The sequence below is a fragment of the Falsiroseomonas sp. genome, from assembly GCF_051860665.1.
Lineage (GTDB): Bacteria > Pseudomonadota > Alphaproteobacteria > Acetobacterales > Acetobacteraceae > Falsiroseomonas.
Genome location: NZ_JBHYDM010000021.1, coordinates 36,411 through 57,119, shown reverse-complemented (window position 1 = coordinate 57,119; position 20,709 = coordinate 36,411). Strand labels below are relative to the sequence as shown.

18 protein-coding genes are annotated in these 20,709 nt (G+C 68.1%); 3 read left to right on the top strand and 15 right to left on the bottom strand.

Translation table 11 applies throughout. The annotated features are described in order from the left end of the window. The first annotated feature begins 212 nt into the window (after window positions 1-212). Window positions 213-1,532: a hypothetical protein gene (locus ACTIF1_RS18845; protein ID WP_439597998.1), complete on the top strand. Its 1,320-nt coding sequence runs from the start codon at window positions 213-215 to the stop codon at window positions 1,530-1,532. Window positions 1,533-1,626: 94 nt separating this feature from the next. On the opposite strand, the gene ACTIF1_RS18840 is transcribed toward ACTIF1_RS18845, so the two are convergent. The 15 genes from ACTIF1_RS18840 to gpW form a co-directional block, all read right to left on the bottom strand. Next, entirely contained in the window at window positions 1,627-2,190 is a 564-nt protein-coding gene (locus ACTIF1_RS18840; RefSeq protein WP_439597997.1) for a hypothetical protein, read from the bottom strand. Beyond that, on the bottom strand, window positions 2,187-2,948 hold the full coding sequence (locus tag ACTIF1_RS18835) for a DNA circularization N-terminal domain-containing protein (protein ID WP_439597996.1): 762 nt from the start codon (window positions 2,946-2,948) through the stop codon (window positions 2,187-2,189). The genes ACTIF1_RS18840 and ACTIF1_RS18835 overlap by 4 nt, the downstream gene beginning before the upstream one ends. Continuing rightward, a complete protein-coding gene (locus tag ACTIF1_RS18830) occupies window positions 2,945-4,918 on the bottom strand; it encodes a hypothetical protein (protein ID WP_439597995.1) in 1,974 nt (657 codons plus the stop codon). Before ACTIF1_RS18830 ends, ACTIF1_RS18835 begins: the two co-directional genes overlap by 4 nt. Before the next feature lie 102 nt (window positions 4,919-5,020). Next, window positions 5,021-5,332, bottom strand: a complete 312-nt coding sequence (locus ACTIF1_RS18825; protein WP_439597994.1) for a phage tail assembly protein — start codon at window positions 5,330-5,332, stop codon at window positions 5,021-5,023. Between the two features lies 1 nt (window position 5,333). After that, window positions 5,334-5,702, bottom strand: coding sequence for a phage tail tube protein (locus ACTIF1_RS18820; RefSeq protein WP_439597993.1), 369 nt, complete (start codon window positions 5,700-5,702; stop codon window positions 5,334-5,336). Window position 5,703: 1 nt separating this feature from the next. Further along, window positions 5,704-7,185 carry a phage tail sheath subtilisin-like domain-containing protein gene (locus ACTIF1_RS18815; protein WP_439597992.1) on the bottom strand — a complete coding sequence of 494 codons (1,482 nt, stop codon included), beginning with the start codon at window positions 7,183-7,185 and terminating at the stop codon, window positions 5,704-5,706. Beyond that, window positions 7,185-7,361 carry a DUF2635 domain-containing protein gene (locus tag ACTIF1_RS18810; protein WP_439597991.1) on the bottom strand — a complete coding sequence of 59 codons (177 nt, stop codon included), beginning with the start codon at window positions 7,359-7,361 and terminating at the stop codon, window positions 7,185-7,187. Before ACTIF1_RS18810 ends, ACTIF1_RS18815 begins: the two co-directional genes overlap by 1 nt. Before the next feature lie 10 nt (window positions 7,362-7,371). Then, window positions 7,372-7,902, bottom strand: coding sequence for a hypothetical protein (locus ACTIF1_RS18805; RefSeq protein WP_439597990.1), 531 nt, complete (start codon window positions 7,900-7,902; stop codon window positions 7,372-7,374). Beyond that, entirely contained in the window at window positions 7,899-8,228 is a 330-nt protein-coding gene (locus ACTIF1_RS18800; RefSeq protein WP_439597989.1) for a head-tail joining protein, read from the bottom strand. Before ACTIF1_RS18800 ends, ACTIF1_RS18805 begins: the two co-directional genes overlap by 4 nt. A gap of 7 nt (window positions 8,229-8,235) precedes the next feature. Beyond that, on the bottom strand, window positions 8,236-9,267 hold the full coding sequence (locus tag ACTIF1_RS18795) for a major capsid protein (protein ID WP_439597988.1): 1,032 nt from the start codon (window positions 9,265-9,267) through the stop codon (window positions 8,236-8,238). 39 nt (window positions 9,268-9,306) lie between these two features. Continuing rightward, complete coding sequence (locus ACTIF1_RS18790) at window positions 9,307-9,693, bottom strand: head decoration protein (RefSeq protein ID WP_439597987.1); 387 nt, start codon at window positions 9,691-9,693, stop codon at window positions 9,307-9,309. A gap of 12 nt (window positions 9,694-9,705) precedes the next feature. Next, on the bottom strand, window positions 9,706-10,362 hold the full coding sequence (locus ACTIF1_RS18785) for a hypothetical protein (RefSeq protein ID WP_439597986.1): 657 nt from the start codon (window positions 10,360-10,362) through the stop codon (window positions 9,706-9,708). A gap of 33 nt (window positions 10,363-10,395) precedes the next feature. Next, entirely contained in the window at window positions 10,396-11,277 is an 882-nt protein-coding gene (locus ACTIF1_RS18780; protein ID WP_439597985.1) for a S49 family peptidase, read from the bottom strand. 73 nt (window positions 11,278-11,350) lie between these two features. Next, the gene (locus ACTIF1_RS18775; protein ID WP_439597984.1) at window positions 11,351-12,964 is read right to left on the bottom strand and encodes a phage portal protein; all 1,614 of its coding nucleotides are present in this window, start codon (window positions 12,962-12,964) and stop codon (window positions 11,351-11,353) included. Further along, on the bottom strand, window positions 12,961-13,221 hold the full coding sequence (gene gpW, locus ACTIF1_RS18770) for a gpW family head-tail joining protein (protein WP_439597983.1): 261 nt from the start codon (window positions 13,219-13,221) through the stop codon (window positions 12,961-12,963). The genes ACTIF1_RS18775 and gpW overlap by 4 nt, the downstream gene beginning before the upstream one ends. Window positions 13,222-13,481: 260 nt before the next feature. Here gpW and ACTIF1_RS18765 point away from each other — a divergent pair, with 260 nt between their 5' ends. Further along, a complete protein-coding gene (locus tag ACTIF1_RS18765) occupies window positions 13,482-19,964 on the top strand; it encodes an AAA family ATPase (protein ID WP_439597982.1) in 6,483 nt (2,160 codons plus the stop codon). Continuing rightward, window positions 19,930-20,709 carry a hypothetical protein gene (locus ACTIF1_RS18760; protein ID WP_439597981.1) on the top strand — a complete coding sequence of 260 codons (780 nt, stop codon included), beginning with the start codon at window positions 19,930-19,932 and terminating at the stop codon, window positions 20,707-20,709. Before ACTIF1_RS18765 ends, ACTIF1_RS18760 begins: the two co-directional genes overlap by 35 nt.

Sequence of the window (20,709 nt, the reverse complement as noted above, 5' to 3'; positions counted from 1 at the left end):
CTCCCGGCTAAGCCCAAAGCAGTCGCTGAGCAGATTTCCGGCCCACGCCCGCCTGCGGCCGGCGCCGGGTGCTGATCCACACTCGGCCGTTCGTGGTGACTTCCGCCTAGCGTGACACCGGCAGCTCCTGGTGCCATCGTGAGCATATGCGCTCAATAAGCCGCCTCCGGTTCGACGCGCTCGCCGCATATGCACGCGATCCACTAGCGAACGTGTTCAGCGAAGAGCTTGGCTACTTCGAGCATGCCGATGAACGCGTGCTCGGCATTCTGATTCGAGACCGGACCGATGACGATTACGCCGGTGCGGTCTTGGCTCGCGATGAGCTTCACCAATACCGCTGGATCAAAGGGACGAGCTTCCAGCCGACTCCGAGACACGCCAAGGCACTACTTCGTCGCGAGCTCGAACTGACGGCGATGCAGTCGGAAGACACCTATCATCAGGGGCACAACAGACCAAAGCTAGTCGATTTCTTTACCCCCGTGGTAAAGGTGGACCTGTTAAATACTAGCTTTCGCCGCCTGATCGAGGCCGAGCAGTTCTCATCCGCTCGTGGCATCATCGAGCCCATGATGCGGTGGTATCAGGACGTCGACGGCAACTTCATCGAGCAGTTCCAGACGACGGGCTTCGACGCTCGGGTGTGGGAACTGTATTTTTTCGCGATGCTGACCGAGCTCAATTTCCGCATAGATCGAACGGAGCCGGCACCGGACTTTCTGGCAGAGAGCTCATTCGGGAAGATCGCGATCGAGGCCGTGACGGTGAACCCGACCGAAAAAGGTGTAGGCACGATAGGCGATCCGCCGGACCTTAACACTGACGAGGGCAGGTCGGCATACCGAAACGAATATATGCCTATCAAATTCGGTAGCGCGCTGTATTCGAAGCTTCGCAAGAGGTATTGGGCGAAGAAGCACGCCTGCGGTATCCCTCTTGTCCTTGCCGTGCAAGATTTCTCGCTTCCTGGATCGATGACATATACTGGATCGGCTCTGGGCGTTTATCTTTACGGTTACGACCACGACCCATCTCGAGACGATGAAGGCCGGCTGATCGTCACTCCGCGCCGGGTCACAACCCACAGATGGGGTGAGAAGGAGATCCCGTCCGGGTTCTTCTTCCAGCCGGAGGCAGAGAATATCAGCGCCGTCCTCGCCAATTTCAGCGGGACGCTCTCCAAGTTTAATCGGATCGGACGGATGGCGGGGTTCGGATCAACGCGTGTCCGTATGATCCGTCGAGGCGTTGCTATCGACCTGGACCCCGATGCTTCAGAGCCGGTGCGGTTCGAATATGATGTCGGTTCTTCCGGATACCGTGAAACATGGGTTGAGGGTTGCACGATTTTCCACAACCCCCTGGCGCTTGTGCCGCTTGACCCAGACTTGATACCTGGTGCCACGCACTTGCGCCTTCGCGAAGACGGCCAAATCGTCCCGATCGCTCGGCCGAGCTTCCACCCTCTCGGCTCGTGGACAGTGCTAGGGGTTCCGGGAGAGCCTCCATCGGAAGCTGAGGGTGAGTAGCGATCGTCGTCGACGGGCGGGGCTGGGAGAAATGCAATGCTAGGCGTCACTGGTCGGCGGTGGGACTAGCCAAGGGCGAGTTGGAAAGCGATGTTCAACCCCCCAGCACCGTAAATGTCCCGCCGATGAAGTTCGGATCCTCCGCATCCGCCTGCAGGCTGACCTCATCCGTCCTGCCGAGGTCCTCGTAGAGCCGATAGGCATGCACCAGGGCCGGCAGTGGCTCGGCCACCGTCACCGTCCGCACCCGCGCCAGGTTGGCCGCGCGGCGGGTCAGATCCTCCGCCACGGCCGCGCGGAGGTCGCGCAGCGCCAGCGCCGTCGCATCCTCCCCCGCATCGGCCGCGAACAGCTCCTCCGCCTCCAGCAAGCCGCAGATCTGGTCGCGCAGAGCCACCGCGGCGTCGTAGGAGGGCGGGCTGGCCTCGGCGGTGGCACGAGCCAGGGCGGCCAGCACAACCCGCCGGCAGAGCGCTGCGGCCGCCGCCTGGCCGGTAGCCTGGGCCAGTCCCACGATATCCCCCGCGGTCGCCTTGGCCGGCTGTGGCGCCGCCAGAGGGGCCAGGAGGCGGATAGCGTCGGCCGGGTCCTCCGACAGGGCGCGCAGCGCCTCCGCCAGCGCCTGGGCGGCAGCGGACAGCTCGGAGAGGGTGCTCACAGCCGCGCCGCCAAGCTGTCGACCTGGTCGGCCGCCCGGCTCGCCCCGCGCCGCGCCGCGGCCACGCCGTTCAGCGCCCGCGTCGTGCCGCCCTGCAGCGCCGTCACCGGCGCCAGCGCGCGGCGATAGCCGGCGGCAAACCGCCCGAAGCTCCGGTTCAGCCCGGGCGCCACCATGCCCACCGCATTCATCACCACCCGCGCATCCCCCATCAACGCGTTGGCCCGGGCGGTGTAGTCGTTCACCGTCCGCTGCACGCTGCGCACGACGGCCACCCCCTGGTTCAGCGCCGCGCCCGCGCGCTCCACGAAGCTCGCGCCGGACGCCTCATCCAGCGCATCGGCCTTGGCCTTCACCCCTGCGCCGGGCTCCTCGGCGACGTCGGGAAAGCGGCGGCTGCCGGCCTCGATGAAGAGGAAATGCAGCTCGACCACCCGGCCGAGGTCGTGGCGGATGCGGGTGTGGAATTCGACCAGGCTGGCCTTGAGCGAGCCGAGGGTCGGGTGGACCAGGGTCCCCGGCCCCTCGGTCTCGGCCGCCTCGATCATCTCGGCCTCGAGCTCGGCGACATCATCGCCGCAGCGAAAGCCGATCAGGCCGAGGCGTCGGGTGGCGCGGCCGGTGTCCTCGACCCAGACCGAATCCCGGAAGGGGTATTCGTGCACCGCCGTCGCGCGCCCGAAGCCGCCATCCATGTCCCAGATCTCGAACGGGACGCCGCGCCAGGAGGCGGGGCGGTAGGACAGTGCGCCGCTCATGGTCCTGCTCCGAGGCCTGGCCGCTCGATGCGCACGCCGGCGCCCTCGCTGCGGGTGATGGCGGTGAGGCCGGGCGGCACCTGGCCGGAAAAGCGCAGCTCGACGACGGAGCGGCTGGCGCCGGCGACGCCGGGCTCGGCACCCGGCGCGCCGGCCGGCGCAGCGCCACCCGGCGGCGGAGCTGCCGCTGCACGCCCGAGCCCCATGGCGACGCCTCGATCGACGACGCCGGCATCCAGCCCGCGGCCATTCTCCTGCACCGCCATGGCCATCACCAGGGACCGGAGCACCGCAGGGTTGTTCATATCCAGGCGCGCATCCGGCGCGAGGCCTGTGGCGCGCGAGACGGCGGCGATATAGGCGGCCGTGTTGTTCTCCCCCGGCGGCGCCCAGCGGGAGACCATGCGCGCCAGGGTGTCGTCGCCGCGCCGCGCGTTCAGCTGCATCTGACGGATCGACTGGGCGATGCCGGCCTCCATGGAGGGGTAGACGCCGAAGCGGCCGTCGGAGGTCAGGCCCGGATTCTCCGCCAGCTGCGCCGGATGCCACATCAGGTTCAGCGGGTTATTGTTGCGCAGCCCGCGCGGCAGGCTGCGGTCGCCCGGTCCGCCGCGATCGCCTGGCAGATCCTGCGCCCGGCGCTGCATCGGGCCCGAGGGAAAGCCTGCGCGGAGATTCGCGCGCAGCACATCCGCCAGCAGCCCCATCGAGCCATCCCGCTGCTGCGCATAGGCCGGGTCGAGTTCGCGCCGCAGCGCCTCCGGGTCCCGTCGCAGGCGATCCAGCTCCTCCGCCTCGCCGCCAAGCACTGGGCTCGGCCGCATGATGAAGGCGCCGGCGGCAAGGCCCCCGGCGCCCGCGCCCAGCAAGCGCATCATCCAGGGGGCGAGGCGAAAGGCTGCGAGCTGGGTCAGCGATGCACCGATGCGCAGCAGCGGGCTCAGCAGCTTGGCGATCAGGGCAATGCCCAGCAGCGTCGCCGCATTCTCCATGCCGCCCATCCAGCCGATAACGGTCGAGAAGCCGCTGCCGACCGCATCCAGCCGCTCCCCCAGCCGCGTCAGCCCGCCGCCATCGACCCAGGCGGTGAAGCGCCCGGCGAGATCCGCGACGATCGCGCCCAGCTGCGGGCCCTGGGTGATCAGCCAGTTCGACAGCCGGTCGAGCAGCGGCACCAGCACCGGCGCGAGCCGGGCCGCCAGGGTGTTCACCAGCCCCTGGCCTGCCAGGTTCAGCCGGGTCTGCGCCATCTCGAACTGGCGGGCCGCCTCAGCGCCCTCCTCGGAGATGGCGCCGGCGCGCCGAGCCTCGCGCTCATAATCGCGCATGCCGGCGGCGCCCTGACGGAGGTAGGGCAGCAGCCCGGCCGGCAGCCGCAGCGCGCCGAGGACGCGCGCCTGCAGCCGCGGATCGGCAATGCGGGCGATGCCGTCGGCGACCTCCGGCAGAACCTCGGATGCCGTGCGAGCCTGGCCGCTGGCGTCGCGCATATTGATGCCGAGCAGCCGGAAATATTGGACGGCGGTGTCGTCCCGCCCGCCCACGGCATCTGACAGGGCATCGCCCAGGCCCTCGAGGCCCTGGCTGATATCCTCGGCCGAAGACCCCGCCAGCTGCGCGGCGCCGCGCATGGCAAAGAGCGCCGAGGCGGCAGTCTGAACCCGGTAGGCGGTGCGGCCGAGCTGGGCGCCGAGCGTGGCCCAACCGCCCGCCAGGCGCAGCACGCCGGCCACGGTGCCGGCGGCGGTCAGGGCGGAGAGCGAGGGCACGATCAGCGCCATGTTGCGCGCCGCGGCACCGGCGACCCGCGAGAGGCGCTCCATCCCCGTGGTGGTTCGGCTGGCGCTGCTGAGGCGGCCGATGCCGGAGACAAGCCGCAGCGCGCCGCTGTTCATGCGGGCGAGCGGCGCCGAGAGCCGGTCGATCGCGGAGATGGTGACGCTCAGCGCGCCGGCGGCAGCCACGGCCATGTCAGGTCCTGGATCTCAGAGCGGCGGCCTGGCGGCCCCACCAGAGCAGCTCGGCCGGTGTCATCGCGAAGGCGGCCCGCGGCCCAAAGCCGCAGGCCAGCGTCACGCCGGCGGCGGCGCGTCCCCAGCCTTCGGCGGGTCGGAGGGCAAAAAACGGGCAAAATACCGGCTCGCCACCTCCAGCACCTTCGGCGAGAGCTTTGCGACCAGCTGCGGCGCGACGCCGGCGCTGCGCTGGATCAGATGCGAGGCCTGGGCGATCTCGTTGCCCTGCTTCTGCGCCGCCATGATCATCTCGATGGTCAGCGGCTGCAGCGTGATCTCGGTGACCGTCGCGCCGTTGTATTCGACGGCCGGAAAGCGGATCACCCGCGGCGGGATCTCCTCGATCACGTCCTCGTCCAGATCATCCATCTCAGCTCTCCTGCACATCCGGACCCTCGAAGCGCACCTCGAAGGTCGCATCGTCGGCATTCACCTCGACGACATTCACGCACCACATGCCGTTGCCGGTGACGCGCTTGCCGCTGATCAGCTCGAGCGAGACGGAGACGCTCTCCATCGCCTCGAAATCCGCCACGCGGGTGCCGACGTTGTCGCGGATCTTGGCCTTGATATAGGGCGCCACCGGCTTGACGCTGAAGCCGTGCACGCCGTTCTGGCCGGTCAGCGTCTCCTTGACGGAGCGGGCGGCTTGCCAGCCGACACTGTCGACGACGTCGTATTCGACGCCGTCGATGTAGAGGTAGGAGGTGCCCGCCAGGGCCCCTGGCTGCAGCGCCATGTCAGATCACCCCTTCGGATTTGCGGAACTGCACCAGGCCGGCGAATTGGCGGAACTGGTCGATCGGGATGATCGGCAGCAGGCCATCGACGCGGCACCGGTTGGAGGCATTGCGCTCGACCACCAGCTCGGCGGCGAAGGCCTCGTAGTCCTGCACCAGCCCCTCCGCCTCCATGCGCCGATACTCGGCGAGGATGCCGTCGCGGATGACGGAGGCGGTGACGATATTGGCGCCCGGCCGGAAGCGCGTGCCGGCGGAGGCCAGCTTGAAGCGCCCAAAAGTGCTGGTGACGTAGTTGCGCAGGCGCCGGATCGCCGCGGCCAGCAGATAAAGCGTCTCGGGGTAGAGGTAGCTGTCGTCGGGCGCGCCCTGCGGGTTCAGCCGATAGGTGGTGACCAGCGTGTCGGTGGTGACCCGCCCATCGGCCGCCACGGTGAAGGCGCAGAGGCCGTTGTTCAGCAGGATGTTGCGATCGCCGATGCCCCAGCGCTTCTCGCGCGGCGGCGCCATGACATCCAGCGGCAGGCCATGCAGCGGCAGGCCGGGATCGGCGCGGAGGCTGGTGGCGCAGGCGCCGGCCAGGTTGGCCGCCCAGATCCAGGACGGGGAGGGCGAGCCATCGGCCGGCAGGCAGACCATGTGGGGGTCGTTGCGGCCGCCGCCGAAGGTGGTGCTGGCGCTGAGCGTGCCGCGGAAGCCGGCAAAGGCGCCGCCATAGAGCATCCGGTCCCAGGACCAACGGGCGGCCAGGTGGTCGCGCAGCGCGTTCAGGCTCGCCGTGTCCGTGTAGGGCATGACGTGGAACTCGAAATCCTCGGCGCCGAGATTGGCCAGCGCCGGCCCCAGATCCGGCGCCGTGGTGCCGCCGGACATGCCGGAGACGCTCACCACCAGGCCCGCGGGCGGCACCTCGCCGCCGGCGGGGCCGAGCAGGTTGCGGCCGAGCACGATGTCATTGCCGGCCAGGCCCCTGTTGCGGGCGGTGACGGTGACGACGCCGGAGACGCTCGCAGCCGTCACGGGCAGGCTGGTGTCCGCATTGATGGCGGCGGCATAGGCGGCGCCGGCGGCGGTCGTCGTCATGGTGCTGGAAAGGCCCACGGTGACGCGGCGGTCGCCGATATAGGCGTAGTCCGTGCCGCTGGCCGTGGGGGCGGTGCCGACCGTGAAGGTGCCCGTCGCGGCGAGGCCGGCGGCGGCATCCGCCAGCGGCAGGACATGCACCTCGCCGCTGCGGTCGCGCCGGCGATAGGCCTCCGCCATCAGCGCCAGCATGGAGCCGCGGCCGGCGCGGCCGCGCAGCCAGTCGAGGCTGTCGAGCAGCGCCGGGACATTCGGCGGCAGGTCGCCGGTGGCCAGCTGCTGGCCGATGACCAGGCTGCGCAGCGCGCCGGCGGTGCCGGAATTGGCGCGCGAATTGTCCAGCTCGGCGAAGAACAGGGTCGAGCGGTTGCTCGCGGGGATCTCGCGGAAGCCCACCATCAGCTGTCACTCCCCTCGGCCGCCGGCGCGGCCGGCGGCAGGGTCTCGATGACGTCGCCGTCGCGCAGGCGGCGCATCCAGTAGGCGTCGCGTGGCACTTCGCGGCCCTCGGCCGGCAGGTGGTCGCGCAGAACCGGGTCCGGGACCTTCAGGTCCTCGGCGGGAATCACGTACATGCGGGGGCTCCTACGCCCGGCGGGGCGCGATGGGGCGGAAGGCGAGGGAGCTGTCCTCGCAGTCCACGGTGGGGTGCGGCGTCTCGAAGACCTCGGTCCAGGCCATGTCGAAGGCGATCAGGGCCGAGCCCAGCGCCACCTCGCTGCTCCTGGTGTCGATGCCGAGCGTGGTCTTCACGCCGTCGATGCGTTCGATCCTGCGGTCGGGCGGCAGCAGCAGCTCGCCGGCGGTCAGCACCGCCTGGCTGACGGCGCCGGCCATCTCCTCGAGCTCGGCTTCCAGTTCCAGGCTGGCGCGGGATCGGGTGTCGAGCCGCAGTTCGACGGCCAGGATGAAGGAGACGTCGTAGAATGACCGGTGGGGCGTGCCGCCGGTGCGCTTCTTTTCCTCCTGCCAACCATAGACCAGCGCGGCCGGCAGATGCTCCTCCGAAAGGGGCCAGGTGCGGGCGCGGAAGACGCGCTTTCGAAGGGCGGGAACGCGCTCGGCCAGCAGGTTAGCGACCGTGGTCCGGACAAGGGCGCGATGTTCCAGGGTCATTCGACGCGGCCCAGCTGCAGCAGGATCCAGCCCGCGGCATCTGGCAGCGCCGCGCCGGTGACGTCGTAGGTGACGTCGCGGATCAAAACGCGATCCAGCGGCTTCGGCGCATAGCCGGGTGGCAGATCCTCCGCGCGGATGGCGAGCGTCGAGCGTGCCACCAGAACGGGCGGCCCGTCGCCCGGGCCCGGCACCTCGACCATGCAGGTGTCGAAGATGCCTGGCACCGCAAAGTCCGGCTCGAAGCGCGGGCCGTAGAGGATCGGCTCGACCTCGCGGAAGGCGCCCATCACCGCCGCATCCAGCCGTGCGAAATCCACCGCCATGGTGGCGTCAGGCGCCCTTGCGCGCGCGCTGCAGCATCCCCGGCCGCGTGCAGATGTGCAGCGGGTAGGAATAGGCCTCGACCGTGAACTCGGCGTTCCGGTCACGGTCGATGATCGGCTGGATGTAGATCGGCTTGCCGGGGGTGTTCACCCAGTCGAAGCTCTCGCCGGGCGCCAGCGCCCGCTCGAAGACGCCCGGCGCGCCGACCGGGAAGAACTTCGCCTTGTCGGCCGGCACGGCGATGGTCGTGTTGTCGTCGGTGCCGCGGTAGTTCATCCAGTCGATGCCGCCGAAGGGCATGGATTGGAAGGCGGTGCCGCCGCGCAGCTCCACCGCGGCGTTCCAGTTGACGTAGGTCTGCACCACGTCGGGATGCGCCACCAGCTCGTCCCAGAAGTCGTCGCCGACGATGGCCTGCACACGGGTGCTCGGCGTCCAGGCGCCCTGCGCCGCGCGCATCATCTGCCGCACCACCTTCGCGCATTTCTTGCGCAGCGTGCCGGCGGTTTGCGTGCCGGTCAGGTCGAAGCCGAGCTCCGCCGGCTGCGCCACGCCGAATTCGGTGAACCAGTTGAACAGCGTGGAGCCGTCCGCATCGAGCAGGATACCCTGCACTGCGCCGAGGCGATGCAGCTCCCAGGTCACCTCCATGTTCATGGTCAGGCCGGTGGGGCCGGAGAGGCGGCGCGCCACCTCCGTCTGCAGCTGCATCAGCACCGTCTCCTGGCCGAATTCGCGCACGTTCTGCAGCTCGGCGGACCGGATGGTGTCGGCATGGGCCAGGCGCGGCACCTCGAAGTAGCGCATCTTGCGCTTCTCGGTCGTGCGCTGCTTGAGGGGCGCGCCGCGATCGGAGGTGGGGATGATGATCAGCTGGCCGTTGCGCTCCTCCACGGCCAGGGCCGTGGTGCGGATCGGCTTGTCCTCGAAGACGCCGAGGCTGCCGAGGCCGGTCGGCGCATAGGGGTAGCGGTCGACATAGGAGGTCAGTTCCAGCGCCGTGAAGGCGTCCGTCCGGAACAGGTTCATGATGGTCATGGTGATGGGGTTCCCAGGCCAGGGCGCGCGGCGCGTGGCTCAGCGGCCGATGATGAAGGCGGCGGCCAGGTCGGCGAGGCCGGCGGTGATGCCGGCGGCGTCGACCGTATCGGCCCAGACCAGCTCGGAGGCGTTCACCTCGGCCAGGCGGGCGATGACGGTGCATTTGCGGGACGCGCCGGCCGGGATCAGCACTGGGTTGAACAGGATGGCGCGGGCCGCTTCGCTGCCGTCGGAGCCGGCATTGTCGTAGGGGACGTAGGAGCTGTCGGCGGTCAGCCGCGCCAGCACCAGGCCGCCCTGCAGCACCAGCTCGCTGCCGCCGCCGTTGTTGATCGTCACCACCTCGCGCGAGAGGTGGCCATTGGCCTCGGAGATCAGGAAGGCGCCGGCGTAGAAGCCTTCATTCAGGACGGGGCTGGGCATCGGGATCCTCGCTTACTTCCGGGCGATGCCGGCGCGCTGCGCGGCCGCATCCCAGGAGCTGGTGATGGCCTGGCGGCCGGAGGGGGCGGGCGCGGTGCCGGTGGGGCGCGGCGCGCCGAGCGTGGCCATGCGCTCGGCCAGGGAGCCGCCGGCGGCGGTGCCGGCGCTCTCGCGCGGCAGGGTCTTCAGAACGGAGATGGCGGCCTTGGCGGACATGCCGGTGTCGAAGGCCAGGCTGCAGGCGGCGGCGACGCGACCGGCGGCGTGCTTCGAGGTGAAGATGGCGCGGCAGCGGGCCCGCTCGGCCTTGGTGGCGGCGCGGGCGGCCTGGCGGGCTGCGGCGGAGGCCTTGGGCTTATCCTCCTCCTCCTCGTCATCCTCGGCCTTGTCGTCGTCCTCCTCGTCCTCGGCGGCGCGGTCCTTGTCGTCGTCGCCCTCGTCATCCTCGGCGGCGCGGTCCTTGTCCTCGTCGTCGTCATCCTCCGCGGCGTCGCGGCGATCCTCGTCCTTGTCGTCGTCGCGCTCATCCTCCTCGGTCCGATTGCCGGAGGCGGTGACGGCGTCGGCGCCGATCAGATGGGCGAAGGGCAGCGCCTCCGCGGCGGCGCGCTTGCGGGGTTTTGTGGCGCGCGCGGGCGGCGCGCCCGCGGGCTTGCGGGAACGGGACATCGAAACCTCGTCGGGGTGGAGGGGTGGGCGGCGCTACAGGCTGCGGAACAGCGCGCCGAAGGCTTGGTCGGGTGACTGCACGGCATCCGCCAGGCCGGCCGCGACGCCGGCGGCGCCGAGGAAGGTCTCGGCCTTGGTGCCGCGGATGGCGGAGGCCTTCAGGCGACGGTTGCGGGCGACGGTCTCGACGAAGAGCTCGCCCATCGTGTCGATATCCGCCTGCATGCGGGCACGCGCCGCTGCCTCGAGCTTCTCGTAGGGGTTGCCCTCGGCCTTGTGCTCGCCGTAGCGGATCATCGTCACGGTAATACCGGACTGCGACAGCGCCTCCGAGAAATCCACATGCATGCCGATGACGCCGATGCTGCCGGTGCCGCCGGTGCGAGGCACGGTGATGCGGTCGCAGGCACAGGCGAGGGCATAGGCGGCGGAGTAGGCGTTCTCGTCGAGAATGGCCCAGAGCGGCTTTTCGCCGCGCAGGCTGTGGATGGTGTCGGCCAGGTCAAAGCAGCCGGCGACCTCGCCGCCCGGGCTGTCGATCAGGAAGGCGATGGCCTGAACCTCTGCATCGCGCAGTGCGGCCAGCAGGTTCAGGCGAATGCCGTCATAGCCGGTCATGCCGGAATAGGGGCGCAGCGTGCCGAGCTTCTGGACGAGGGTGCCGCTGACCTCGATCAGCGCGACGCCGCCGACGATGCGGTAGCCCTTGGCGTCATCCTGGCGCGGGCCGCGCTGCACGGCGGCCTCGTCCTCGTCGAAGGCCTGCGGGCGCAGGGCGACTAGTTGGCCGGCGCTGAATAGGCGGGCGATGCCGAGCCGATCCGCCAGCGCCGCCATCACCACCTCGGCCTTCGCCGGATGTATGGCGATGGGCGTGTTGAAGAGGCGCTGCGACAGGTGGGGGAAGCGGGTCACGGGCGCTCCGGAAACAAGAAGGGCAGCCGCTGGGCTGCCCTTGGGGTGCAGGCGATGGTCGGTCAGGGAGGTGCTACGGCTTCTCCGCCGGGCGGTTCGGCGAACCGGCCGCCCAGGTGGGCAGCGGAATGCCGCGCTCCTGCATCATGCGGATCTCGAGCGCCCGCTGATCCAGGTTCTCCTCGAAGTCGCGGCCTTGCTCGGCCGCCTCGTCCTCGAGGGTGCCCAGCCCAGCCTCCATGCCCAGCACCGCGCCCTGCCGCTCCGCCACCGGGTCCACCCAGCCGCGCCCCGGGCCGATCCAGCGGCAGCGGGCATAGGCCGTGCGCATCTCGGCGAAGGGCGGCGCATTGCGTGGCAGGGGAGCCAGGCCGCGCTCCAACACCTCCTCCAGGAAGGCGCCGTAGATCGGGTTGGCAAAGCCCATCGCGAACCAGTCCCGCCGGCGGATCGCCGTCTTCCACGCCTCCAGCATCGCCGCCCGGGCGCTACTGTAGTTCGTCTTGCTGTAGTCCCAGGTCAGTTGCTCGGCCGACAGGCCCGTGGCGGCCGCGAGGGCGCGCAGCACGGCCGACTGGAAGGCCTCGAAGCCGCTATTCGGGCGCGTGGCGCTCTGGCTCTTCAGCGTCTCGCCTGGCGCCAGGTGCGGCACTTTCACGCCGCCGATCATCAGCGGGTTCGCCGCATGGTGCTCGCCGCGCAGCTGCTGGTAGGCGCCGATCATCTCGTCGCCGGCGGTGGCCAGCGCGAGGTCCTCGCGATCGAGCGGGGATTCGATGACGGTGGCGAAGACCGTCTGCAGCAGCGCCTGCTGCAGCTCCGCCTGGTCGTAGCGGGAGAGCATGCGCATCCGCGCCAGGATCGGCGTCAGGATGCCGGTGCCGCGGTGCTGGCCGGCTCGTTCCCTGTCGAAGTCGTGGACGATGATGGGGCGGCCCCAGTTCGTCTCGCGCGGGAAGTAGTCCCAGCGCATGGACTGCACGGCGCCGAAGACATCGCCCTGATGCGCCTGGCGGATGTGGTAGCCGACCGCGGCCGCCGCGGCGCCATCCAGCTGCACCCCGCCGCGCAGGGTCAGCGTGTCCATCTGGGCGTAGGGGTTGGAGAGGCGGTCGGGGTCGATCAGCTGGACGGAGGTGCTGAAGCGCGCGCCGCCGGCGCCGATGCGCTCCGGCGTCCAGAGCAGGCAGGCGAGGCTGTCGCCGTCGATCACCTTGTGGCGCAGCGCAACCCAGAACATCTGGGTCAGCGTCTGCTGGCGCTCGGCATCGCAGTGCCGGCCGAGGTCGTCGGCGAACATGCGCCACTCCGCCTCGACCACGCGGCCGAAGTCATCGGCCCAGCTGGCGTCGAAGCCGGGGGAGAAGCGTTCTAGCGCGCGGTAGTCGGGCTTCGCCACCAGGCGGAACTGGCTGCCGATGGCGCTGTCGAGGATGCGCGTGACGCCGCCGGTGGCCCAGCCGTCATTGCGGATGAGGTCGCGCGAGCGGGCGACCATGCGGTCGCGGTCGTAGTTGATCTCCCCGTCGGGGGAGCGGAGCCAGGGTTGCCAGGTGGCGCTTTCCTGGCTGAACAGGTTCGCCGCGTCATAGGCGAAGGCGCCGCCGATGCCGCCCGGCACGCCGCCGGCCTGGGCGCGCAGGCGACGGGCGCGCAGGACTTGGCCGGCGGAGCGGGCGCGTTTCATCGGAACACCACGTCGAGCGCCCGGCGTGGTTCGCCCAGGGCGGTGTTGATCTGTCGGATCAGGCCGCGGATGCGGGCCTCATCGGCGGCGGTGAAGGTGGCGGTGCGCGAGGAGAGGCCGCCGGCGGCGTAGCCAACCGAGACGGTCTTTTCGCCCATGGCTAGGTCGAGGAGGGCTTGCTGGAGCTTGGCACGGGTGGCCGTGAGGTCCTCGCGCGTCATGCCCGCAAAGATCCCGGTGGTGATGGTTGGGGGCATGGGCTCCTGGGGTCGCTCAGGGAAGTGCTGGATCAGCGGCTTTGGTCGGATACCGGCCGCCGGCGGGGGGGGCGACGGAATGTTTTGCCCACCGGGTTAAGCGAACATCGAAGTTACCTCTCACCCAAGCCTTTTGTTCCGACGAGAGCCTGCGGCACCTGTCGGCGGGGTCGGAACGGCCGTAGCTTATCGTTGGTACTGGCTCAGGTAGCGCGCGCCGGGTGCCGCCGCATCGTTGGCGCTAAACGTGGAGGGGCAGATTGGCCGACTACAGAGGCGCACGAGGCTCAAACACAGGCGACGACTTCCATGAGCTGTGGGCGACCCGTCAGGCCATCGGCTTACTGAACGCCGAGGGAGGTCTGGAGGCCGTGGCGCTCGAGGGCACCCTGGAGCCCGGCGCAGCCGACACCTGGGACGGAGTGGACTGCACCCTCTACTTTGGTGGGGTCGGCGCCACTTCGGCCGAGCGCGTGCGGCTGGAGCAGCTGAAGTATTCTGGCTCTAGTCCGGACACGCCCTGGACCGTGGCGAGGCTGACCTACGTGCGCCCGCCGGCAAAGACGGCAGCGAGCGGCAGACAGGTTTCCAGCAAGGTGCCGGCGCAAAGGGGGTCCAAGCCGGGTACCTCACCGGCACGCGTGGCCGGCGACGGCTCCGTTCTCTCCCGGATGGCGAAGGCGTGGCTAGAGATGAGCGCGCTCCGGCCAGGTAAGCCTCCACCGGAGGTCGCGCTCGTCACTAACCAGCCGATCGCCCCTGAGCTAAAGTTGGCGTTCGATCGGTCGGCCGCGGATCCCTCCGCTACCGCGTCCATGCCTCAAGGGAACGACAAGACCGATGAAGCGAAGCTTCTTCAAGCGTCAGGCCTGACAGCCGATCAGTTCCGCGAGTTCGCCGCCTGCATCGACCTGGTCTCCAGCACCGGCTCCCGGTTTGCGCTAGAGGATCGGGTGCTGCGCGCTATGGCGGAGTGGTCCGACGACGATGCGCGAGCCGACACGCTCATGCTACGGCAGTTTGTCCGCCAGCGCATGCTGCCGGAGCACGACCGCTCCCCAATCACGCGGGAGGGCGTTATGCTACAAGCACTCGGGGCGTCCGACCGCCACGCACTGTTCCCTTGCCCACCCGACTTAAAGCCCACGGACAAGATCGTGCGGCGCGCCGCTGTCGACCAGGCAAGCCGCTTCCTCGCCGATAAGCAGTTCGTCTGCGTCCACGGCGAGGGCGGCGTCGGCAAAACCACTGCCCTCCGGCAGATCGAGAACGATCTGCCGGAGGGGTCGCTGATAGTGATTTTCGACTGCTACGGCGGCGGTCGCTACCTTGAGCCGTCCGAGCTCCGACACCACCCAGCGGACGCGTTCACCCAGCTAGCAAACGAGATTGCAGCGCGCCTCCGCCTGCCTTTGCTTCTGCGTCGCCACGGCGCAACGGACTTCCCGCGAATGTTCATGGAGCGGCTCCGTCGGGCCGCGACAGTGCTTGCGGCCCGCAGTTCCGATGCGCTTCTGGTCGTGGCAGTCGATGCAGCGGACAACTCCGTCACGGCAGCCCGCGAGCGACCTTTGCAGGAGCCGTCGTTCGTGCACGACTTTGTCCTGTTGAAGTCGCTCCCTGCGAACGTTCGGTTCATCGTAACCGCCCGCACCGGGCGCCTGGATTTGCTTGGGCTGCCCGATAACTACCTGACGTCGTTCCTTCCGGCTTTCGAACTGGGAGAGACAGCGGAATTTGTGTATCAACGCCGCGGGACGGCCCACAGCCCGGAGTGGATTGACGAGTTTCACGCACTATCCGGCGGCATCCCGAGGGTGCAGGCCTATGCGTTCGAGGGTGGTGCAGAGGACAGAGACGCTCCGCTTGCCCGACTACGCCCCGGCAAGTCGCTTGACGCGGTCTTTGAGGAGCGCTTCCGCGAGGCGATCGCCAAGAACGGCGGCGCTGGAGAGGTTGGCGCTGTCTGTGCAGGCCTAATCGCGCTCGCCCGACCGGTTCCGCTTGCCGCATTGGCAGCTGTGCTCGAGACGAATGAACACCAGGTCCGGGATGTCTGCCGCGACCTCGCACCCGGCGTGCGTCTCGATGGGAACGCCGCGGCACTTGCAGACGAGGACTTCGAGACCTTCGTCCGTGAGCGCGGCAAGCCGGAGCTCGCAGGAGTGCGGAAGCGAGCAGTAATCTGGCTCCTGTCACGAGCTGCAACCGACGCGTACGCAGCAATTCAGCTCGCCCCGGCATTGGCAGCTGCAGAGTACTTCAAGGAGTTGCTCGACTTAGTCGAGCGGGAGCCGGTGCCATCAGCGGTGAGAGACCCGATCCAGAAGCGAGAGGTAGAGGTTCAACGACTGAGCCTAGCTGTTGCTGCGTCGCGAGCCGCAGGGGAGCCGTCCAGGGCTCTGCGCTACTTGCTGATTGGGGCAGAAGGCCACCGAAAGGACGAGGCGCTCCAGAATCTACTCGCTGGTAACCCTGACCTTGCCGCCCGGTTCGCCGCCGACACCGTGGGTCGGCTCCTGCTATCCGATCCCGACTACCGGTGGGGCCACGGCCGCCTCCTGTATCACCGGCTCGTTGTGCACGCCGAGCGCGGTGACGCACTCTCGTACCGAGAGGACCGTCGCGCCATCGCTGCTTGGAACCAGGCGAGGCAGCTGACCCGCCAAGATGTGCCGGAGCGATCGAGGCCGTGGCCAATCGATTCTGAGGCCGTGGCGGCAGACATTGAAGCTGCACTGAAAATGCGCGGTCCTGTCGCCGCCCTGCGGCAGCTTAAGCGTTGGTCGCCGCGCAGCGTGCACGCTGACGTCGCGCTGCAGTTGCCTCCCAGACTTATCGCCGACGGCCGGATGGCCGATCTGGAGGCACTCCTTGCATCAGGCCAACTGGGACCGCTGGCTGGTGCCTTCCTCCGTGTTCCGCTGGCCCTAGCGGGTCGGGACGTGGATGAAGCGGCCCTAGAAGCCGGGCTGCTACGCCTTTCCCGGCTGCTGCAAGGCGGTAAAGACCTCGACAATTACCTGGAGCGGGATGCACGACCCGCGCGCCTCATCGATCTGCTGCTCACGGGCTGCGAGATCCTCACCGCGCGGGCTCCGGCGTGCAGGGCCGTCGACGTAATCCTTACCCGCCTGCTCCAGGCTGACAGGCGACGCATCGATCGCCACCACGCCTCGAACTCGTTGCGGCTCGATGCGGTTTTCCGCGCTTATGCGCTGCTGGAGGCGAGGTCCGGACGTCGTCCCAAGGCATCGGACGTCTTCGAGCCGCGGCGAGAGGTGGCGAAGGAAGGAAAAAGCCGGGCCTCAAGCAACGATTACTCAGAGCGCCACGACCGTGAGATGGTGGACTTGGCTCGGATTATATTCCCCTCTTACGCCGCCGTGTCCTGCGCCCTCGCTGGGCTGGACGTTGGCGACGGTGCCATTGTCGCTCTCCGGATTGCCACGAGATCGCTTGAACAAGAGAGGTGGCGGCTAGATCGCGAGCCCGGCCTTAATGTCACGCGGTCCTTCGTGGCGCGGAATCTTTTGACACTGCTAGCGGCGGGTCACGTACCAGGCACGCTCCGCGAGGTGGCAATGGCGGTCTACGGCGCCTGGACCGGAGGCGAGGCTGTCCCGGACGCAGCCCTAGTGTCGCGGCTTTCGCTGCGGCCAGAGCTCCACGACTCCCTCATCACATCGCTCGTGTCCTCCGCATCGGCGACGCGCGACTTGCGGCTCGGGTCCCAATCCAAATCGGAAAGCCTAGTTGCACATGCGCGTCTCCTCGGGCCCATCAGCCCAGAAGACGCTGGGGCTGTTTTCCAGATGGCCGTGACTGCCGCGGGCGAACTCGACACCGAGATCCGCGGTCAGCTCATCCTCGTCGAAAAGCTGGTCCGGCACGCCTGCAGGGCAGTGCCTGACAGGCGCGCAATGGCCCTACGCCTCGGCGAGGTGGTTGCCGACGCGGCCGTGCGGCTTGAGGGTGACGACCACTTCCCTTGGCCAGAGGCCAGTACGGCTCTGGCGAGGCTGGACCAGCCAATCGCGCTCGCCGCCGCCTCGCGATGGGAGGCGCGGGGTCTTGTCGAGCTTGGAGAAACGTTACCATCGGTGCTTAGGATCGGCTTGGTAGACGGCTGCCTCACGCCGGGCGAGGTCGCAGGGCTTTCCCTGTGCCTAGAGACTGACCACGATCTGGTAGAGGAGAGCCTCCGTGCGTCGCTAGGGCTACCGGCGGTAACTCAGTGGGCGCTCCGCGAGGAGGCCGCCCGGGATATGCTTCTCCGTCCAGGCCGGCCGGATGCCTCGGAAAACATTCGGTCGGCGCCTGAGGGCGAGATTGGGCAGCTGGCCCGGGCCCTCGTCGACCGGGAGCGGTTCAGGCAAGGGCTGGTGCCCCCTCGGAAGGAATCCTGCGTGGCTGAGCCGCGTCAGGGCGACGCGGGGGCCGCTGCGTATGCATGGACCCCTGAGGTGACGACCAACAGCGCGACCCTTGCCGCGGCCATACGCATGATCAGGCAATCAGCGCGAGCTAGAGAGGCACCAGTCTACGTACCTCTTAGGTCAATCCTTTCGGATGCCAGGGCTGTCGTTCCATTACGGTTACGTACGCGCCACCTGGATGCGGTCGCCGCCCTTGGTGAGGAGTACGGGGACGCGGAGCTGGCCAAGGCGCTGATCGAGACCCTAGGCGCCTGGGACAACCCAGCGGTGAACGCTTGGTGCGAAAAGTCGCTGCCAGGCTTGCTTCGGGACTTGCTTCCTGCCCTGGCTCCGGGGCTGCCTTACGGTACGGACGAGATCAACCCGTTGCTCGCCAGGACGGGGATGGACCACGACGACCGGCGCGACTTTTTGCTTGGGGCCGTGCAGGCGCACGTCGAAGCCCTTGGGCCTGAGGCACTAATTGGGCACGTCGGGCTCATCGCAGATCTACTTCCGGCGCCATCCGTTGCTTCCCTGCTCGAGTGGTACGTCGACCGTCTCGCTTCGCGGATCCGGCACGTCGACCTGGAGCGTGTGTCGCCACAAGGGATTCCCGAGGACTCAGGCGGCGCCATAGGCCGCTTTCTAATGGCAAAGTTGGGATGCCCCGACATCCGCATCCGGTGGCGGGCCGCACATGCGGTGCTTCGCATTTCCCGTACCGGCGACCTTCGATCCGTCAACGGCTTCGTGCGGGCGTTCGGACGGCTCGAGGAGTTCGAGTTTTCCGGCCCGCCGCCCGCATACTATCCGCTAGCGGCTAGGCTATGGGCCACCGTCACGCTCGACCGCGTCGCCGCCGAGCGTCCCGACAAGGTAGTTGCAGCCGCTTCGGCTCTAATGGCTATGGCGCTTGACGACCAATTTCCTCACCTTCTTCTTCGCGCTTTTGCAAGAGACGCTTGCTTGAAGCTGGTGGCTGCCTGCTCATTGCCCATATCTCCGCAGGAGGCCGTCGAGCTTGCCGCGGTGAACAGGTCGGCGCTGCCCGCCGTCAAAGCGGAGAACCGATATTCACGCGAGGACGCGTACCGCGTGCGATCGCGTGAAGGCCGCCGTTTCGGCTTTGACGGAATGGACACGGTCAAGAACTGGTACGCACCCTTTTGGTACGCATTTGCCGAGCCCGTTGGCGCCCAATTCCTCGACATTGCCGAACGTTGGATTGTGGATGTCTGGGGTTGGCCCGAAGAGAGTGTGCGCTCCGCACCTCTGCTGCCGTGGAGGCTGCGGCAAGATCGTGAATACTCGGCCTACAGGCACAGGCAGGGATCCCGGCCCATCATTGAAGACCTACGCACCCATCTCGAGTGGCACGCTATGTGGTGTGCTGCAGGCGAGCTGGTGAAGTCAGTGCCACTGGCGGAAGGCGAGCCGGATGACTTTCACGCCCTCGACTATAAGGTTCTGCGGGAGCAGTTGGCGGAGCCTCCCCTGTGGGCAGCAGAACTGCGTGTGCCTGTGCCGCTGCACTCACGACATTGGACGCTTGCCTCAGAACCACTTGCAGAGTGGGTTGCTGCGGTCCGTGAGTCGGATCACCAGGTGGTTATGATCCCGCCTGAGCGCGAGGGCTACGTCACGGTAGCTGGCCACGAGGAGACGACTGGCCCCGATCGCTACCAAGAAGGCGTTGTCGCCAGCGCACTTGTTGACCCTTCGACAGCCCCCGCGCTGCTGAGGGCGCTGCAGACTATCGACGATTCTTGGGATTACAAACTGCCTCTGGAGGGGGAGGGTGAGTTCGAGTTCGGCGATCCGCCTTATCAGCTTCTAGGGTGGCTCGTCCGCCCTGATCGGGGCGACGGTATCGACGAGCACGATCCGTTCCGTGGCCAGGCACGTTACGTCATGATGGCGCCCGGCGCGCGCGTCTTCAATGCAAGCGGCCTCATACGGGACGCTTCCGGGGCAGCACGATGGTCGCGCCCCGGTGCGACCAAGCCCATGTTTGTCTTTGAAGCGTGGGGAGAAAAAGTCCGGGATGACGAACAGTATGAGTCCGATATCTGCTCGGCAGGCTGGAGGCTGCTGGCGCATGGTGAGCAGCTTCAAGAGTTCCTACAGCACGAGAGACTGGATCTGATTATCGAGGTGGAGGTAAGGCGCCGTGGCCGCAGAACCCGACGATACGCTGGCGAGGAAGACGTCGACCCGCCGCAGGAACGGTTTGACAGGCTCTACCGGCTCGCCGCCGACGGAACCCTCGATATCGCAGAAGGACATTTTGGATCTTGGTCGAGCGCTCGTCTGCAATCTTGACCTCGATGATCGGAGCGCGACGCTGGAGCGCTGGATGGCTCACCATCTGGCCGAAATCATCGCTGAGGCGGAAGCCGCGAGCGGCGACGCGAAGGCGGGAGCGAAGGAGCGCGCAGCGGACCTAATCCTGCGTCTATGGGAACGCCGCCATGATCTGCACGAGGCGGCTGATCCGCTTGGTTCTTGCCGAGAGGCTATCGACCTGCTCGCTGGCCTGCGGGCAGACCGTAGCCCCTGGTTTCCCCACCGCGGCCGAGGAGGACTCGAAGGATTGCTAGCGGACCTCTTCGACAGCATGGCGAGGGTCGTTGTCGGTGGCATTCTCCTGACGCGGGCCGGAGCGGTGCGCGAGGTGGCGCCCGCCGAGGAGGCCGCCCTGTCGCCCGAGGAACTTGACCTGCGCGAGCAACTCGCCTGGTGGGCGGCGGCCATTACGCCTGAGACACCCAGTAATCTAGCATCCCTGATCCGCCTCAAGTTTGTCGGCTCCGCGAGCCCCTCTGGCCATGACAGAGGGCAGGAAGCGTCGGTGGGCCTCGACAGCGTTGATCCGCTCTCAGAATGCGCAGCCGACGAATCGCCGCGGACAGGGGACGACCCGCAGCAGGAGATTTTTGGCGATCCTGAGGATATCCCGCCGGAGGCATGGCGACCGGAGGAGCAGGTCACTGAGGCGCTGGAGCGTCTCCAAACCGAGTTCGGACGCCTTGTCGACGCCTGGAAAGCGGGGGCCGGGCGGGACTGA

Bases quoted from the DNA above. Each gene is read 5' to 3' on its own strand.
- ACTIF1_RS18835 (WP_439597996.1), bottom strand. From the start codon at position 2,948: ATGAGCGGCGCACTGTCCTACCGCCCCGCCTCCTGGCGCGGCGTCCCG.
- ACTIF1_RS18830 (WP_439597995.1), bottom strand. From the start codon at position 4,918: ATGGCCGTGGCTGCCGCCGGCGCGCTGAGCGTCACCATCTCCGCGATC.
- ACTIF1_RS18825 (WP_439597994.1), bottom strand. From the start codon at position 5,332: ATGGATGATCTGGACGAGGACGTGATCGAGGAGATCCCGCCGCGGGTG.
- ACTIF1_RS18820 (WP_439597993.1), bottom strand. From the start codon at position 5,702: ATGGCGCTGCAGCCAGGGGCCCTGGCGGGCACCTCCTACCTCTACATC.
- ACTIF1_RS18815 (WP_439597992.1), bottom strand. From the start codon at position 7,185: ATGGTGGGCTTCCGCGAGATCCCCGCGAGCAACCGCTCGACCCTGTTC.
- ACTIF1_RS18810 (WP_439597991.1), bottom strand. From the start codon at position 7,361: ATGTACGTGATTCCCGCCGAGGACCTGAAGGTCCCGGACCCGGTTCTG.
- ACTIF1_RS18805 (WP_439597990.1), bottom strand. From the start codon at position 7,902: ATGACCCTGGAACATCGCGCCCTTGTCCGGACCACGGTCGCTAACCTG.
- ACTIF1_RS18800 (WP_439597989.1), bottom strand. From the start codon at position 8,228: ATGGCGGTGGATTTCGCACGGCTGGATGCGGCGGTGATGGGCGCCTTC.
- ACTIF1_RS18795 (WP_439597988.1), bottom strand. From the start codon at position 9,267: ATGACCATCATGAACCTGTTCCGGACGGACGCCTTCACGGCGCTGGAA.
- ACTIF1_RS18790 (WP_439597987.1), bottom strand. From the start codon at position 9,693: ATGCCCAGCCCCGTCCTGAATGAAGGCTTCTACGCCGGCGCCTTCCTG.
- ACTIF1_RS18785 (WP_439597986.1), bottom strand. From the start codon at position 10,362: ATGTCCCGTTCCCGCAAGCCCGCGGGCGCGCCGCCCGCGCGCGCCACA.
- ACTIF1_RS18775 (WP_439597984.1), bottom strand. From the start codon at position 12,964: ATGAAACGCGCCCGCTCCGCCGGCCAAGTCCTGCGCGCCCGTCGCCTG.
- gpW (WP_439597983.1), bottom strand. From the start codon at position 13,221: ATGCCCCCAACCATCACCACCGGGATCTTTGCGGGCATGACGCGCGAG.